At 42.5% G+C, this 15,463-nt stretch carries 17 protein-coding genes; 12 read left to right on the forward strand and 5 right to left on the reverse strand.

What is annotated here, in order from left to right; genetic code table 11:
* Window positions 1–18: 18 nt before the first annotated feature.
* Window positions 19–537 carry a MerR family transcriptional regulator gene (locus D0463_RS01370; RefSeq protein WP_117304275.1) on the reverse strand — a complete coding sequence of 173 codons (519 nt, stop codon included), beginning with the start codon at window positions 535–537 and terminating at the stop codon, window positions 19–21.
* A 151-nt stretch (window positions 538–688) separates the two neighbouring features.
* The gene (locus tag D0463_RS01375) at window positions 689–1,174 is read right to left on the reverse strand and encodes a spore coat protein (RefSeq protein WP_117304277.1); all 486 of its coding nucleotides are present in this window, start codon (window positions 1,172–1,174) and stop codon (window positions 689–691) included.
* A 162-nt stretch (window positions 1,175–1,336) separates the two neighbouring features.
* Here D0463_RS01375 and pepV point away from each other — a divergent pair, with 162 nt between their 5' ends.
* From pepV to D0463_RS01405, 6 genes are all read left to right on the forward strand, one after another.
* Window positions 1,337–2,752 carry a dipeptidase PepV gene (pepV, locus tag D0463_RS01380; RefSeq protein ID WP_117304279.1) on the forward strand — a complete coding sequence of 472 codons (1,416 nt, stop codon included), beginning with the start codon at window positions 1,337–1,339 and terminating at the stop codon, window positions 2,750–2,752.
* A gap of 22 nt (window positions 2,753–2,774) precedes the next feature.
* Window positions 2,775–3,632 (forward strand): D-amino-acid transaminase, encoded by an 858-nt coding sequence (gene dat, locus D0463_RS01385; protein ID WP_117304281.1) that lies wholly within the window; start codon window positions 2,775–2,777, stop codon window positions 3,630–3,632.
* 104 nt (window positions 3,633–3,736) lie between these two features.
* Window positions 3,737–4,303, forward strand: coding sequence for an RNA 2',3'-cyclic phosphodiesterase (gene thpR / locus D0463_RS01390; RefSeq protein ID WP_117304284.1), 567 nt, complete (start codon window positions 3,737–3,739; stop codon window positions 4,301–4,303).
* 42 nt (window positions 4,304–4,345) lie between these two features.
* Window positions 4,346–5,347, forward strand: a complete 1,002-nt coding sequence (locus D0463_RS01395; RefSeq protein ID WP_117304286.1) for an NERD domain-containing protein — start codon at window positions 4,346–4,348, stop codon at window positions 5,345–5,347.
* Window positions 5,325–6,305, forward strand: a complete 981-nt coding sequence (locus D0463_RS01400; RefSeq protein ID WP_160118342.1) for a diacylglycerol/lipid kinase family protein — start codon at window positions 5,325–5,327, stop codon at window positions 6,303–6,305. Before D0463_RS01395 ends, D0463_RS01400 begins: the two co-directional genes overlap by 23 nt.
* Window positions 6,306–6,687: 382 nt before the next feature.
* A complete protein-coding gene (locus D0463_RS01405) occupies window positions 6,688–7,470 on the forward strand; it encodes a phosphotransferase family protein (RefSeq protein WP_117304354.1) in 783 nt (260 codons plus the stop codon).
* Here D0463_RS01405 and D0463_RS01410 read toward each other — a convergent pair whose 3' ends face one another.
* The gene (locus tag D0463_RS01410) at window positions 7,471–7,749 is read right to left on the reverse strand and encodes a YtzH-like family protein (RefSeq protein WP_117304288.1); all 279 of its coding nucleotides are present in this window, start codon (window positions 7,747–7,749) and stop codon (window positions 7,471–7,473) included.
* Window positions 7,750–7,877: 128 nt separating this feature from the next.
* Here D0463_RS01410 and trmB point away from each other — a divergent pair, with 128 nt between their 5' ends.
* The gene (gene trmB, locus D0463_RS01415; protein WP_117304290.1) at window positions 7,878–8,525 is read left to right on the forward strand and encodes a tRNA (guanosine(46)-N7)-methyltransferase TrmB; all 648 of its coding nucleotides are present in this window, start codon (window positions 7,878–7,880) and stop codon (window positions 8,523–8,525) included.
* Window positions 8,526–8,573: 48 nt separating this feature from the next.
* On the opposite strand, the gene D0463_RS01420 is transcribed toward trmB, so the two are convergent.
* Window positions 8,574–8,885, reverse strand: coding sequence for a PepSY domain-containing protein (locus D0463_RS01420; RefSeq protein WP_117304292.1), 312 nt, complete (start codon window positions 8,883–8,885; stop codon window positions 8,574–8,576).
* A gap of 187 nt (window positions 8,886–9,072) precedes the next feature.
* Between D0463_RS01420 and D0463_RS01425 the strand changes: the two genes are divergently transcribed.
* Window positions 9,073–10,146: a M42 family metallopeptidase gene (locus D0463_RS01425; RefSeq protein ID WP_117304294.1), complete on the forward strand. Its 1,074-nt coding sequence runs from the start codon at window positions 9,073–9,075 to the stop codon at window positions 10,144–10,146.
* Window positions 10,147–10,165: 19 nt separating this feature from the next.
* Entirely contained in the window at window positions 10,166–10,678 is a 513-nt protein-coding gene (locus tag D0463_RS01430) for a DUF84 family protein (protein WP_117304296.1), read from the forward strand.
* Window positions 10,679–10,729: 51 nt separating this feature from the next.
* Here the strand turns inward: D0463_RS01430 and D0463_RS01435 are convergent, their stop codons facing one another.
* Window positions 10,730–11,173 (reverse strand): YtoQ family protein, encoded by a 444-nt coding sequence (locus D0463_RS01435; protein WP_117304298.1) that lies wholly within the window; start codon window positions 11,171–11,173, stop codon window positions 10,730–10,732.
* 163 nt (window positions 11,174–11,336) lie between these two features.
* Here D0463_RS01435 and D0463_RS01440 point away from each other — a divergent pair, with 163 nt between their 5' ends.
* From D0463_RS01440 to D0463_RS01450, 3 genes are all read left to right on the forward strand, one after another.
* Window positions 11,337–11,648, forward strand: coding sequence for a thioredoxin family protein (locus D0463_RS01440; RefSeq protein WP_117304300.1), 312 nt, complete (start codon window positions 11,337–11,339; stop codon window positions 11,646–11,648).
* Between the two features lie 208 nt (window positions 11,649–11,856).
* Window positions 11,857–12,663, forward strand: coding sequence for a DUF1444 domain-containing protein (locus D0463_RS01445; protein WP_483295707.1), 807 nt, complete (start codon window positions 11,857–11,859; stop codon window positions 12,661–12,663).
* A 315-nt stretch (window positions 12,664–12,978) separates the two neighbouring features.
* The gene (locus tag D0463_RS01450) at window positions 12,979–15,417 is read left to right on the forward strand and encodes a DNA translocase FtsK (protein WP_483295708.1); all 2,439 of its coding nucleotides are present in this window, start codon (window positions 12,979–12,981) and stop codon (window positions 15,415–15,417) included.
* The last annotated feature ends 46 nt before the right edge of the window (window positions 15,418–15,463 follow it).

The following is a 15,463-nucleotide window of genomic DNA, read 5'->3' on the forward strand; positions in this document are numbered from 1 at the left end:
AAAAGAATACTATCATCCTCAAAATCCAAACAATATGGATAACAACTTTTTCTTTCGCGTTTTTTTCATTGGTCTTGATTGATCAAAAACGAGCAAATCAGCAGGAGGACTTTTCTTTATTTCGCTTTGTTTATCCTCCAAGGCATCTAAGCGTTCATGTAGCCTCTGCACTTCTTGCTGAAGTTCATCTATCTCACTTCGATGCTGTAATATTTGATAGAAGGCTACGCCGTCCGCTTTTTTATCCAGTCTTCTCTCCAGCTCATTCACATTGAATGCCAGTTTTTCTATGGAAGGATCGCTATTATGGCTTTTAATTGATCCTTTGCGTATTTTCTTTTTGGTGACCGCGATATCCTGCAGAACCATTCCGCTGCATAGCTGTTCCTGTATCTGCTTTAATAGTTCAATGTCACCTTCTGAAAACAAATAGTGGCCAAGATCATTGCGTTCCATATCCAAATGCAGCTCTTTAATCCAACGTTTAATAGTGCTTGGAGAAACGCCCAACAATTTTGAAACCGTACTTGTATTCATTCTATCACCCCTTGAGGTACATATTCTCTTTTTCGTGTATGTTTCCTTTCAGGGTGACAAAACAAGTGGCTGTTCGGCAAAGAAAGTTAAAATGGAATAACTTTCTAAAAAGTATGTCGAGCTGCAATGGAATTCTGTACGATTTAATCCATTAAGACAGAGCCTTCCTCGCAAGCTTGACATCATTTTCGAGAAGCTTATTCAGGTCATACGCCGGATATAATCCCTTTTGGTACATATAATTGAAAATCCGTTCGTGGACTTTGACGGCCCCGTTCAACTGTTTTTTCAGCACTTCTCTTAGCATTGGTGTTGCTGTTTCGGTAATGGCGACAGCGTAGTTTCTTACACTGGATTTTGCAAAGGCAAGCAAATCCCCTGCAAAAAAGCCGTCCCCATACATCCTATATTCATCTGATTCTCCCGGTTTAGGAGCATATGGATAAAATTGAAGCAGTTCTTGCAAGTTTTTCTCGAGGTCCTGAATGGTTTGCAGGTAAATACGCTCCAATGCATCATCTTTAATTTTTTTTAAGCCCTTCTTAACCTTCATCAGACCGATTGAGCTAAAAGCAACCAATTCATGAAGTTCAAGCGTTTCATGCCAGGCAAGTGTTCGTGGATTATTTTGGTTCATTTTCTTGTCTCCTTTTCATTCTTATCTCTTTACAGTATGAAACAAGAGGAAGGAGGGAGCTTAACCCACTAATAAATTCACTCAGTTATTTACGTAGAGCGTTAATTTTAGCAAATAATGATAAAATAACATTAGATTATCCAAAGAATAGGAGTGTCGTCCGTGACAGAAATCAATTGGCAAAAAGAAGTAGAGAATCGGAAGGGTGACTTGCTAAAGGACACCCAACACCTTCTTCATATTAGAAGTGTTCTAGATGAAGAAAGCACTTCTCCCGAGGCACCGCTCGGCAAAGGGGTGAAGGAAGCGCTCGAATTTATGCTGCAGCTGGGTGAAAAGGACGGTTTTACGGCAAAGAATGTCGATCATATAGCAGGACATCTGGAAATGGGGCAGGGTGATGATTTAGTCGGCATCCTTTGCCATGTCGATGTGGTGCCTGAGGGAGACGGCTGGAGCTCAGATCCTTATGGCGCAGAAATCAGGGACGGGAAAATCTTTGCGCGAGGCGCAATTGATGATAAAGGACCGACAATGGCGGCTTATTATGCGATGAAAATCATCAAAGAACTGGGACTTCCCTTAAACAAACGCGTCCGAATGATTATCGGGACAGATGAGGAGTCCGAATGGAGATGTGTCGACCGTTACTTCGAAACCGAAGAAATGCCGACTCTAGGCTTTGCTCCTGATGCGGATTTCCCGATCATCAACGCCGAAAAAGGAATCTGGGATTTTTCGATTAAACAAAATCGGGATACTGCAAGTAGAGCCAAAGTCGAGCTGGATATTGTGGAATTCACCTCAGGCAGACGGCGGAATATGGTACCGGATTACGCGATTGCCCGCCTGCATGCACCTGGACAGCTGGATGAATTGACCCAGCGATTCAAGACGTTTACCGAAAAGCATTCGCTGAATGGCAAAGCCACCATTGAGCATGAGGATATCATCTTGGAGGTTGAAGGGGTTTCGGCTCATGGTATGGAGCCGAACAACGGCGTCAACGCTGGATTATATTTGGCGGCGTTTTTATCAGGGCTCGCCATCCCGCAGCAGGCTAAAAATTATTTTACTTTCGTCCATGATTACTTATTCGGAGATTCCCGCGGCAACAAACTAGGCATTGCCTATTCAGATGAAATCACAGGCGATTTGACTCTTAATGCGGGAATCCTTAGCTACTATAAAGAAAAAGGCGGGAGCATCTCCTTCTCTATGCGCTACCCGGTTACCTTTCAATGGGAAGAAGGCTACAAAGTCCTCGAAAGTACAGGAAACAGGCTTGGTTTTCAGATAGAATCCGACTCCAATTCTGGGCCGCATCATGTGAAAAGTGACAGCTTCCTGATTAAAACGCTTCAAAGGGTGTACGAAGAAGCAACAGGACAGAAAGCAGAACTGCTTTCCATCGGTGGCGGAACCTATGCGAGATCGCTTGAAGAAGGGGTTGCATTCGGGCCATTATTCCCTGGAAGCGAGGATATCGCACATCAAAAGGATGAATACATTGATATAGATGATTTGTTGAAGGCTGCGGCGATATATGCCCACGCTATTTATGAATTGGCAAAATAAGAAATCAAGGGAGAGATACACGATGGATAAAATGATTCTCAACGGTGAAATCACCTTGAAATCGGATATAAAGCTAGATTTAGATGATCGCGGTTACCAGTTTGGCGATGGGATTTACGAAGTAATCCGTGTATATAACGGAAAGCTCTTCACAAGCAGGGATCATCTCAATCGTCTCATGGCAAGCGCTGAGAGTATTTCGTTGAAGATGTCCTTTACGGTGCCGGAGATTGAAGAGCAGCTCAAACAGTTGATTCAAGAAAACGGATTGGTAGATGGAACGATTTATATGCAATTTTCAAGAGGCGTCTCGCCAAGGAATCATGCCTTCCCTGTTCCTGCCGTTGATCCGGTTTATGTAGCCTATACGAAGCCTTTAGTTTATTCCACTGAATTAGCCGAAACGGGTGTAAAAGCGATTTTGACAGAAGATATTCGCTGGCTAAGATGTGATATCAAAAGCTTAAACCTGCTCGGGAATATCCTCGCAAAACAAAAGGCGGTAGAAGCGGGTTGCTTTGAAGCGCTGCAGCATCGGGACGGGATCGTTACGGAAGGAAGTTCATCCAACGTTTCAATTGTTGTGGATGGAAAGGTGAAGACACATCCAGCAACGAATTTGATCCTTAACGGGATATCGAGACAGGTGATGCTCAGGTCTTGCAAAGAAAATGGAATTCCTTACTCGGAAGAAACTTTTTCAGTGGAGGAGCTTCTAAACGCGGACGAGGTTTTCTTGACGGGAACAACAGTTGAGGTTCTCCCAATCATTGAAATTGATGGCAAATCTGTTGGTGACGGCTCTCCAGGCCAACTCACAAGGAAGCTTCAGCAAATGTTCCGGGATAAAGTAACAAAACAGTGCGGATCTCATTCATAAGAAAAAGACGAAATTCCTGTACGATTCTTGTGCGGGAATTTTAAACGGGAGAATAAGAGGGCAAGATGTGTTTATGATAAGATAAAAAAAGGAAGGTATCAAACATGACTTCAAATACTCACTTTTTCTATGCTTTGACATTGCCTGATGAAACGAAAGAATATATTTCCGAGATAACAGAGCAAATAAAACCGGAGTTTTCTTTCAAAAAATGGCTCCATAAAGCTGATTATCATATCACCCTTAGCTTTCTTGGAAATGCACCTGAGGATATGAAGCAAAAATCCATTCATCTCGTCAAAGAAGCTTTGGAGGATGAAGCTTCTTTCCAGCTTGAGCTTTTTCAAATCGGCACTTTTGGCAGCAAAAATCTTCCGAGAATACTGTGGACCAGTGTGGCTGTTCAGGAGAGGCTTTTTCAAATTCAGAAAAAAGTGTACAATGCTTGTCAGGAGGCTGGTTTTTCATTGGATAAAAAACCATTTAAACCGCATATTACCATGGCGAGAAAATATATAGGGGAAAGACCTTTTTCAATTGAAGAGCTTCAGATAAAAGCGGGCCTTGCGTCAAGAGGTCATTCCTTTTCCGCAACAGCGGTCACGCTTTATCAAACGCATATCGGAGCCTCTCCGTCATACGAACCGGTATTTACTATACCTCTGAAATAAATATCAATGAATTTTTTATAAAATAGAGACTGGTGTGATAGCATGGGACAACTTATTAAATTGCAGGATTACATCTCAAGATATGAACAGGATATATATCGTTATCCGACACAGTTTGTCCGCTTGAAGCAGCAGCAATGGGAGAAGCTGAAGGCGGCCTACCTTGCAGGTGAGTTGGAGCAACTGTATTCCCGTCCGGCAGCCGGGAATCTGGAAGAAGACTGGATGCTCGATGAAAAAACAGGTTTAAAGGAAAGAGTAAAAGGAATTTTTAAACGAAGTGAAAAGAAGGAACCTGAGGCGCAGGGTCAAGAAAGGCCCACCGCCATGGTTCAGGAGGAAAATTTATTTTCCCTGCAAATTTCATCGAGTGTAAACAGCCTTGAAGAATTAAAACAAACATTCTTGAATCAGCTCCTCCGTTTTCAAATAAAATGGGGAAGTTCCACAATACATGAGAAGTCATTTGTCGATCAGCCTTTCTTTCTGGATGAAAAGCTTCGTTTCTTTTTGCAGCGTTTTCCTGATACTTTTCTATTATTATATAAACCTATTTTTCTATTAAAGAATGCTCCAGTCGAGGTGGAAGTGATTTTGTTAAGTCCGACCGATGCCTGGTGCATTACCTTCATTGAAGGAGAAGAGGATGCGGCTTTTGTTGGCTCCAGTGAAAGATTTTGGGTAAAAAGACATCATCAGCATAGAGATAAAAAGATATTAAATCCATTGCTTGCCGTAAACCGAATGGAGAAAATTGTCGCCCAGCTTTTTTCACTTTATGACGTCACTTTGCCGATTAAAAAAGCAATCGTTTCGCGGAATGGATATATTGATTATCCCCTTGCGCCATTTGATGTGATGCTTCTTGATAAGCGTAAGTTCCCCGAATGGTTTCAGAAAATGAGGGACCTGTCTACCCCGTTAAAGCACCAGCAATTAAAAGCTGCCCAGGCTTTATTGGAGTATTGTCAAACGACATCGAGCAGACGGTTGGAATGGGATGTGGATCAGGGTGTTATCGATGAAGACGATCAAATTCAATAATGATGAACGCAAGAGGACAGGGGTAGCGGAGGATTTATATTTTATTATTAATCCCGTTGCACAGAATAAAGGCAGCCAGAAGATCTGGCAGCAAATCGAAAAACAACTGCTTACTAACAATATTGCTTATCATTCCTTTTATACCGAGTATAAAGGACATGCAAAGCAGATCGCGAGTGAAATTCTTTCTAAAACAGACAAAGACACTATAGTCGCAGCAGTAGGAGGCGACGGTACTCTCCATGAAGTCATAAATGGGGCTGCTGGCTACCCGCATGGAATTATTGCAAGTATTCCTGCTGGTTCAGGAAATGATTATGCCCGCGGAATTCAACGGTCTAAAGGCTATATGGAGGCAATATCGCTGATTTTAAACAACAGTCCAAAGAAAATCAGGTGCGTCGACATCGGACATTTGGAAACGAAAGAGACGCAAGCTGCGTTTATTAATAGTTTTGGTATAGGGATAGATGCGGAAATTACATATGAAGTGAATCATTCAGCCTGGAAAAGCCGGTTTAATGCTTTGAAGCTGGGAAAGCTGGTTTACATTTACTTTTTTCTGAAAAAGCTGCTTACTTACAAAAGAACTGATATGACTGTTGTAATCGACGGCACTGAGCATGTGTTTAAGAAGGTTTGGTTTATTGTCACGGCCAATCAGTCTTACTTCGGCGGCGGGATAAATATTTCACCCCATTCTGAGGATGATGACGGCTGGTTCAATTTAATAGCAGTTCATGACATTCCACATGTAAAACTTTTATTGGTCTTTATAACTGTATTCTGGGGTGGTCATTTGCGTCTGAAAAATGTAACATCCTTTGTATGCAGGGAAGTGGAGATTACTTCTAAAAGCCCCGTCAAGATTCAGGCTGATGGCGAAATAGTCGGGGATTCTAAAGTGCGGGCTAAAATGTTGATGAGGAAGATAAGAATTCTTGCAAAAGAATCATAAAAGCTTTGTAGGAGCATTTTCCCATAAAAATATCATAATTTGACTTGACTAAGAAACGGCTTTTCCACTAAAATTTAATAAGATGGCTATTGTAGCTGTCTTTTTTATTTTAGTTTTGTTTTTCATAGGAGATAAAGGCAGTATAACTTTTTTAACTTTGACAGTTGTCTAGCTACAGCGCCAAGCCCCTCGGACTTGCACAGGATGTGCTGGCGTCGGCGTTCGTCACATGGACGACGTGGCGGGTCTTAGCCGACATTCCTCTAAACGGGTCAGAACGACAAAGACATAACGATATGGCGATCTTAGTCGTTCTTCCTTCTATGCAAGGGCGCTTCCGCTTTTCATGGTATCTTTTGAAGAAATTGAAGGTGAACACACTTTGGAACATTTATTAGGTCAGGAGTGGGAAATAGTTCCCGCTGGAGGAGCTACAGGAGAAGCCTTCATCGCCCTTAAAGATAATGAACAAAAACTTTTTCTAAAACGCAACTCATCCCCCTTTCTGGCGGTTTTGTCAGCGGAAGGCATCGTCCCCAAGCTTGTATGGACAAAGCGTCTTGAAAACGGTGATGTGATAACAGCACAGCATTGGTTGAATGGGAGGGAGCTTTCCCACCAGGAAATGAATGAGGAGAGAGTCGCAAAGCTTTTGCGAAAAATCCATCGATCCAAACCGTTGCTGACGATGTTGAAAAGATTAGGAAAGTCCCCTTTAAGGCCTGAAAGCATATTGACACAACTAGAAACCAGCCTTGACCATGATATCGTTCAGCTGCCGGTGGTATATGAGGCCATCGCTTTTTTGCAAAATAACCTATTGCTGATCGACTGTGACGAAACAGTTGTCTGCCATGGTGATGTGAATCATAATAACTGGCTCATGACGAAAGGTGAAGAATTGTTCTTGATTGATTGGGATGGCGCCATCATTGGCGATCCTGCGATTGATCTGGGAGTCTTGCTTTATTCATATATACCAAAGGACGATTGGCGCGCGTGGTTGAGCCAGTATGGCATAATCCTCGATGCCAGTCTTGAAATGCGGATGAAATGGCATGTGATTGCTCAATCGTTGTCTTCCATTCAGTGGCATAAAGAAAAGAATCGCCTTGAGGAAATGAATCGGCTGATTCAAAACATTGCTTCCATTCTTAAAAAATGATCATGAAAACTGGTCGATATCATCAATCCATGTGTTCAACTGGTTTTGGTGTGACGTAATATGTGCATCCAGATTTGATGAATTGATTCCATTCTGGCAGTACCGATAGATTTCTTCCAAGACCGTTTTTACATTTTGATTAATATCCGCGTTGACCATCAACGATTTTACGAGCCGCTCCACCTGCTCGCATTCAGAAACCGATCCGCAGCAGTCACTTTGATGATTGCTTAATATATCCTTTAATAGGGAAACTTGATTTTCATGAGAAAGCGGCATATGCGCACACCCTTTCTTGGTTTGTAGGATTTCTTTTTATAGTGTGTTTTGCGCGCGCAATTATACGTTGAATTATTGAATAAAACTGTTTTTGATGTGAAAGCTAAAGGTAAATAGAGGTGCCATCGATGCGTTTAAGAAATAAGCCCTGGGCTGAGGAAAGATTAAAGGAATATCCAAATTATGTGATTCAGCAGCCTGATAGCCATAAAGGGAAATGGAAAGAAGTATTTGCGAATGATCATCCGCTTTATATAGAGGTTGGAACCGGGAAGGGCCGTTTTATTACGGAAATGGCCAAAGCCCATCCTGATGTTAATTTCATTGGGATCGAACTGGCGAAAAATGTCATCGTGTCAGCACTGGATCGGCTTATAGAAGCGGAATTGCCGAATCTAAAGCTAATGAATGTGAATGCGAATGACCTGCGTGATTTTTTCGGCAAAGGTGATGTTTCAAGGGTTTATCTAAACTTTTCTGACCCATGGCCAAAAAAACGCCATGAAAAGCGCAGGCTGACATACGAAACCTTTTTGCAGGTGTATGAAGATATTCTTCCGGAAAATGGCGAGATTCATTTTAAAACGGATAATCAGGGACTATTTGAATCTTCGCTCATGAGCATTTCGCGATACGGCATGCTGCTCACATATGTAAGCCTGGATTTGCACCACAGCGATTTGGAAGGAAACATCATGACGGAATACGAAGAAAGATTTTCCCAAAAAGGAAACAGAATCTATCGGCTTGAAGCACAATTTAAGTCAATGTCCTAATTAAAAAACAGGCTGCCCTATCAGGTCAGCCTGTTACCTATTTTCAGCTTATTTTTTGGTGAGATCGATAATAGTCCCGGTAGTAGCGTCGGCGATAAATTCAAATTGTTCCGGTTTCCCGTTTTCATGGCGGGTGATTCCGCCTTTGTACACTTGATAATTCAAATCGAACTTCTGATAATTTTCCGGCTTCATAAGAATCCAGGAGCCATATATTTTTCCATCTTTTTTGACAGCTGACTTTACTTTTTCCAGCACTTTTTCAGGAGAAGGACCACCTGTTTGTTCCACTACTTGTTTCGTCACATATCCCGCGGCAAATCCAGCTGCAGCACCCAGAAGCAAGGTTCTTATCTTCATATTGTTCCCCTCCAAATTGAAATTGAATAGTCTTCTTATAGTATACAAAAGAATAAAAGGAATGCCTAATAATCACAACACTCTTCCAAGAACAAACGTAAAACAGATAAGCATTCATATGGCAACTCATCGTATATTTCTGTAGAATGGGGATGTATGAAAATAGACTGGTAAAAGGGGTATAGAAATGGATCAGGAAAGTTTATCACTGTTTAAGACGTTAACTGAATTACCTGGTGCACCCGGAAATGAACATGCCGTTAGGAAATTTATGCGTTCAGAGCTTGATAAATATTCGGATGAGATCGTACAGGACAATTTGGGCAGCATTTTTGGCGTAAAAAAAGGAAGTGCTGATGGACCTAGAGTTCTTGTTGCCGGACATATGGACGAAGTAGGTTTTATGGTGACTTCAATAACAGAGAATGGAATGATTCGCTTTCAAGCTCTTGGTGGCTGGTGGAGCCAGGTCTTGCTTGCGCAAAGAGTGCAGATCATAACTGAAAATGGCCCTGTTATCGGCGTGATTGGTTCCACGCCCTTGCATTTGCTTGAAGAAACCCAGCGCTCCAAGCCCATGGATATGAAACATATGCTGATCGACATCGGTGCTGATGATCAGGAGGATGTGAAAAGGATCGGAGTGAGACCAGGCCAACAAATTGTCCCGCTTACACCGTTTACCCCGATGGCAAATGAGAAAAAAATCCTTGCCAAAGCATGGGATAACCGCTACGGCTGCGGCCTAGCCATTGAGCTGTTAAAGGATTTGAAGGATGAAACATTGCCAAACACCTTATATTCGGGTGCAACCGTTCAGGAGGAAGTCGGCTTAAGAGGAGCCCAAACAGCGGCTTTTATGATAAAACCAGATATATTCTTTGCGGTAGACGCCAGTCCGGCAAACGATATGTCTGGGAATAAGTCGGAATTTGGCCAGCTGGGAAAAGGACCGTTACTGAGGATACTTGACCGGTCGATGGTTACTCACAAAGGCATGCGCGAATTTATTCTGGATACTGCTGAATCCCATAACATCCCTTATCAATATTTTGTTTCCCAGGGCGGTACGGATGCCGGAAAAGTACATATTGCAGGCGAAGGAGTACCCAGCGGCGTAATTGGTATTTGTTCCCGCTATATCCATACGCATGCTTCTATCATCCATGTCGATGATTATGCTGCAGCCCGCGAGCTCCTTGGCAAGCTTGTCAGAGCATGTGATAAAACCACTTTGGCAAGCATTAGGGACAATGGGTAATATTCGGAGGGATACAATTTTGAAAGTTGCAATTGGAAGCACGAACCCGGCGAAGACCCAAGCTGTCATGGATGAATATGGTCAATCTGCTGAAGTCATTTCGCTAGATGTTTCATCAGGAGTCGCTGACCAGCCTTTCTCTGATGAAGAAACCATTGAAGGAGCGGTTAACCGCGCAAAAAATTGTTTAAAACAAAGTGAAGCTGTGATTGGCATCGGCCTTGAAGGAGGAGTTGTCCAAACCGAATATGGTTTATTTGTCTGCAATTGGGGAGCATTAGCTGACCGGGATGGATCCATCGTGATTGCCGGCGGTGCCAGGGTACGACTGCCCGATAATATCTCCCTAAGGCTGATTGCAGGTGAGGAACTGGGTCCGGTTATGGACGATTTTACAAAAAAGCGAAACATCCGAAAAAAAGAAGGGGCCATCGGTGTCTTTACAAACGAACGGGTAACGCGTGCTGAAATGTTTCAACATATTATGAAAATGCTTATTGGTCAATACGAATATAAACAGAAAAACCATTGATACGCATAGAAAAATCCTTGTCGGACACTTTAAGCGACAAGGATTTTTATGTTATTTTTCAAAAATGTAGGATAAAACCTTTAATGTCTGGTTAACAGATTCAACGGTCACGCTTGCTTTGCCTGATAATTCTTTAAGCGGGTGGTGCAATTCCACAGGACGAATCAGAATAAGCGGTTTTCCGTGAGATATGGCCGCACTCGCATCCATGGCTGTATTCCATTGCTTATACTTCTCCCCGAACAAAGCAATGACAAGGTCTGAATTCTTTAAAAGCAGCTCAGTACGCAGATTATTGATGCTTGAAGCTGCAGCGTCCTTCAATATACTGGAAGGCTGAGGGCCTAAGATTTCTTCTCCGATATTATCCGAACGTTCATGATTTTCCATCGGGCCGACAAATTCGAGCGGAAGCTGTAAAGCCTCGCTTTTTTCCTTCAGTTCGTTTCGCCAAGCCGAGTGAATTTCACCTGCCAAATAAACGGTCATTTTCATACTGTCGCCTCCAAACTAATATGTTGTTACTAAGTTTAGTATAATCACCATTAAATTGCATTTTATTTGGTCTGTGCCTATTTGTTTGGTATTATCAAAATAGCATTGGACAAAACTAGCTTTTAACAATTGATTATAGATATACGATGGAGGAGAAGGATATATGAAACAGTTGGAATCTGAAGCGCAATATGATGAATTGAAAAACGCAGGTAAACACATCTTTTTATTCTCGGCAGATTGGTGCCCTGATTGCCGCGTAATTGAACCGATTTTGCCTGAGATTGAACAAAAATACCCGGAATATAGCTTCGTACATGTCGATCGCGATAAATTTATCGATATTTGCATAGCAAATGACGTGTTTGGAATCCCTAGCTTCATTGCTTATGAAGATGGCAAGGAATTAGGCCGTTTTGTCAGCAAGGATCGTAAGACGCAACAGGAGATTGAAAATTTCATTCAATCGTTGTAATCAAATCTGAAAATGTGCTGGTGAAGGGTCATGGAGCATAAATCGCGATGAACGAGCACAAATCCAGATTATCGAGCACAAATCCGGATCTACGAGCACAAATTCGGATTATCGAGCACAAATCCAGATAATCGAGCACAAAATTAAATCGATCACCCCCATTTAAGGATGGGGGCCATTTATTTTACACGGATAGGGGTGAATCAGAATGAAAATGGACGGAAAGAAAATGAAGGACCTGTTGAAACAGAGAATTGGTACGGAAAATCGGACGTTTCGGTTTGATAGTGAGAAAGATGTTCTGCGGATTGAAAACACCACTACAGGAAAAGGGATATCCATCGAATTGGCAGCGATTATTGCAAAGTGGGAAACACTTAAGGAAAAAGCAGTTGACGAGGTCGTCTATTACGTGGAAGAGGCGTTGAACGTCATGGGGGAAGAGCATACGTTGGAAGGCCGCGAAAAACAAATTTATCCTGTTATAAGATCTACATCATTCCCGGAAGAGGCTGCGGAAGGGAACCGGTTCTTGTTCGATGAGCATACAGCTGAGACAAGAATTTATTATGCACTGGACCTTGGAAATACGTACCGCCTGATAGACCAGGAGCTGTTACAGAAAGAAAATTGGAACACTGAACGGATTCGTCAGGTAGCGCGCTTCAACGTCCGTTCTCTTACCACGCCGGTAAAGACAGATACGGTGGCAGGAAATACCTTTTATTTTCTAAATACAAACGACGGATATGATGCAAGCAGAATTCTAAATGAGGCATGGTTGAGAGAGATGAAAGGCAAAATGAAGGGCACGATGGCAATCGCCATTCCCCATCAGGATGTCATCATTATCGTGGATGTCGAAAACGATACTGGTTATGATATATTGGCGCAAATGGCGATGAGCTTTTTTGCAAGCGGACATGTTCCAATCACTGCATTATCCTTCCTTTATGAAGAAGATGGACTTGAGCCGATCTTCATATTGGGTAAAAATAAGAAACGCGAGCAATAATTCTAATATGCAATAAAACCGGAGTTAAATTTTCATGGAAACAGCAAATGATATTGCTGGATCAGATGGAAGTTTTACTCCTTTTTTATTGTCCTATATTAATATGTGTAGAATTTTGTCGAAATAAAAGTTGATGTTTGAAATGTCACTACTTAGGGATAAGTAGGGGGAACTAGAAAAAAGGGGCTACAAACAGTCTCACAGCCAATGTTATCCAAACAATCCGCATATTGTACCAATCTGTTAATTTTTCTACAAATTTTGTGAAATCCTGTTAGAATGAGTAAAGAACGAGTGAGAGAAAGAGTGATATTTTTGAAATGGTATAAAAAAATGAGAAACTGGTTTCAAGATGAAGAAATCATTGAAATAGAAGAAATTATCCTTGATGAACCAATTGATAAAGAAAAATTAAAAAAGATGGACTTTTCGAAGCTTAAGGAAAAAACAAAATCGATTCAGGCAGGACCCGGCGCGGCACCCATTTCTCCAATGAAAACAAACGATCCGGATGCAAAGGTGCTCTATCAATACCCGAAAGGACAATTTAAATTTCCATTGATATCGGACCATGATCGGTTAAACAGGAAAAAAGAAGCAGGGCAAAGAGACCGAGCTATCGAACAGAAGCGGACAGCACACCAGGAGCAGAATGAAACAAGAAAAAAAGCGACTCCGGCATCTGCTGAAAATAAGCCAAGGAAGATTCTGCCTTCCAATATTCCGTTCCGGCCTACAGAAACCCCATCTCCCATTTACGGATTTGAGCAGCGACCGGAAAAGAAAAAACCTAAAGAGCTAGACGTAGTTGAATTCGAGCTTAAAAGCAAGGAACCAACTGCTGTAAAACTGGACAGAGAGCCATATGATGTTCCTGCCATCTACCGAAAAAAAGAACAGGAAATATTATCAGAAGTTGCTGCTTCTTCACAGGCTTCCGTTTTATTAGAGGATGTTGCTGAACCTGAATTACCAATAGATAACAGCTGGGTGTCCACAACTGGACCGGAATTGGGGACTAATCCACCTAGTGAAACTGCAGAGTTACAGCATGATAGATATAATGTTCCAAGTGAAAATCGACTTCATGCATTCGAAGGAAAAGCTGCTTCCGCAAATCCCGAAAAGAAGGTCGAAGAAGAGCGGCAGACAGGACGCCCGCGAAAAAAACATCTTCCATTCAATGTGATGATGACAAAGCAAGACAGAGACGACTGGAAGCAAAGCGGAGGACTTGTAAAAAAAAACCGTTTAGAGCATGAAACGAATAAAGGGCAAGAAGAAGCGCTTGCTATGAAAAGTATAGATGACGATACTGAAGAGGCGCCTTATTATGCTTTCCCATCCATTAATCTGTTGACACCGCCGGCCCATGCCCAAAGTGACCGGGAGTGGTTGAATAATCAGTCGCAATTATTAAATGACACGCTGAAAAACTTTAATGTCAGGGCGAAAGTAGTAAATGTAACGCAGGGACCTGCAGTAACACGTTTTGAAGTGCAGCCGGAACCGGGAGTGAAGGTCAACAAGATTACGAATTTAGCAGATGATATTAAGCTGAGTCTCGCCGCGCAGGATATCCGGATGGAAGCACCAATCCCAGGGAAACACACAATCGGGATTGAAATTCCGAACCGTAAAAGCAAGCCGGTATTTTTACGGGAGGTGCTTGAAAGTGAAGCGTTCAGAAAAAACACATCACCTCTGGCTGTTGCGCTTGGACTGGATATTTCCGGACAGCCAATCGTCACCGATTTAAATAAAATGCCGCATGGGTTAATCGCAGGCGCGACAGGCTCGGGTAAAAGTGTGTGCATTAATACGATGCTGGTCAGCTTGTTGTATAAAGCTACACCACAGGAATTAAAGCTTTTGCTGATTGACCCAAAGGTGGTCGAGCTAGCGCCATATAACAACATTCCTCATCTGGTGAGCCCGGTCATTACCGATGTTAAGGCTGCTACTGCGGCATTGAAATGGGCGGTAGAAGAGATGGAGCGCCGTTATGAGCTATTTGCTCATACTGGTGTCCGCGATATCAGCCGTTTTAATGAAATGGCTGAAAAATCCGGGCAATACGCTGATAAGCTGCCTTATATCGTTGTGATTATCGATGAGCTCGCAGATTTAATGATGATGTCTCCTGCCGATGTAGAGGAAGCGATTAGCCGGATTGCCCAAAAGGCCCGTGCATGCGGTATTCATCTGATCGTGGCCACACAGCGGCCTTCTGTGGATGTCATTACAGGTTTAATTAAAGCTAATATTCCGACGCGGATTGCTTTCTCCGTCTCCTCACAGGTGGATTCCCGAACGATCATCGATAGCGGCGGCGCCGAGAAGCTGCTCGGTAAAGGCGATATGCTGTTCGCGGAAAATGGATCTTCGAAATCGGTTCGCTTACAAGGGACTTATGTTAGTGATGGAGAAATAGATCAAGTCGTGAGGCATGTGAAAAACGAGCAAGCGCCGAACTATTTATTTGAACAGGAAGAACTGTTGAGCAAGGCCCAGATTTCTGAAGAGACGGATGAATTATTTTATGAGGCCTGCGAATTCGCGGTCAATCAGAACGGAGCTTCTGCTTCCAGCCTTCAAAGAAGGTTTCATGTAGGCTATAACAGAGCCGCGAGATTGATTGAAATGATGGAACGCCAGGGAATTCTTTCCGAATCAAGAGGCAGCAAACCTCGCGATGTGTTAATATCTGAAGAGGAACTTGAATATATCCTTGAGAAGAATGGCGAAAACTAACGCCATCAATCGGGCCGCGATCGTTTACAGTTTTGGATATCATAAA

It is taken from the genome of Bacillus sp. V59.32b, assembly GCF_003429085.1.
In the GTDB taxonomy this organism is placed as follows: Bacteria; Bacillota; Bacilli; order Bacillales; family DSM-1321; genus Peribacillus.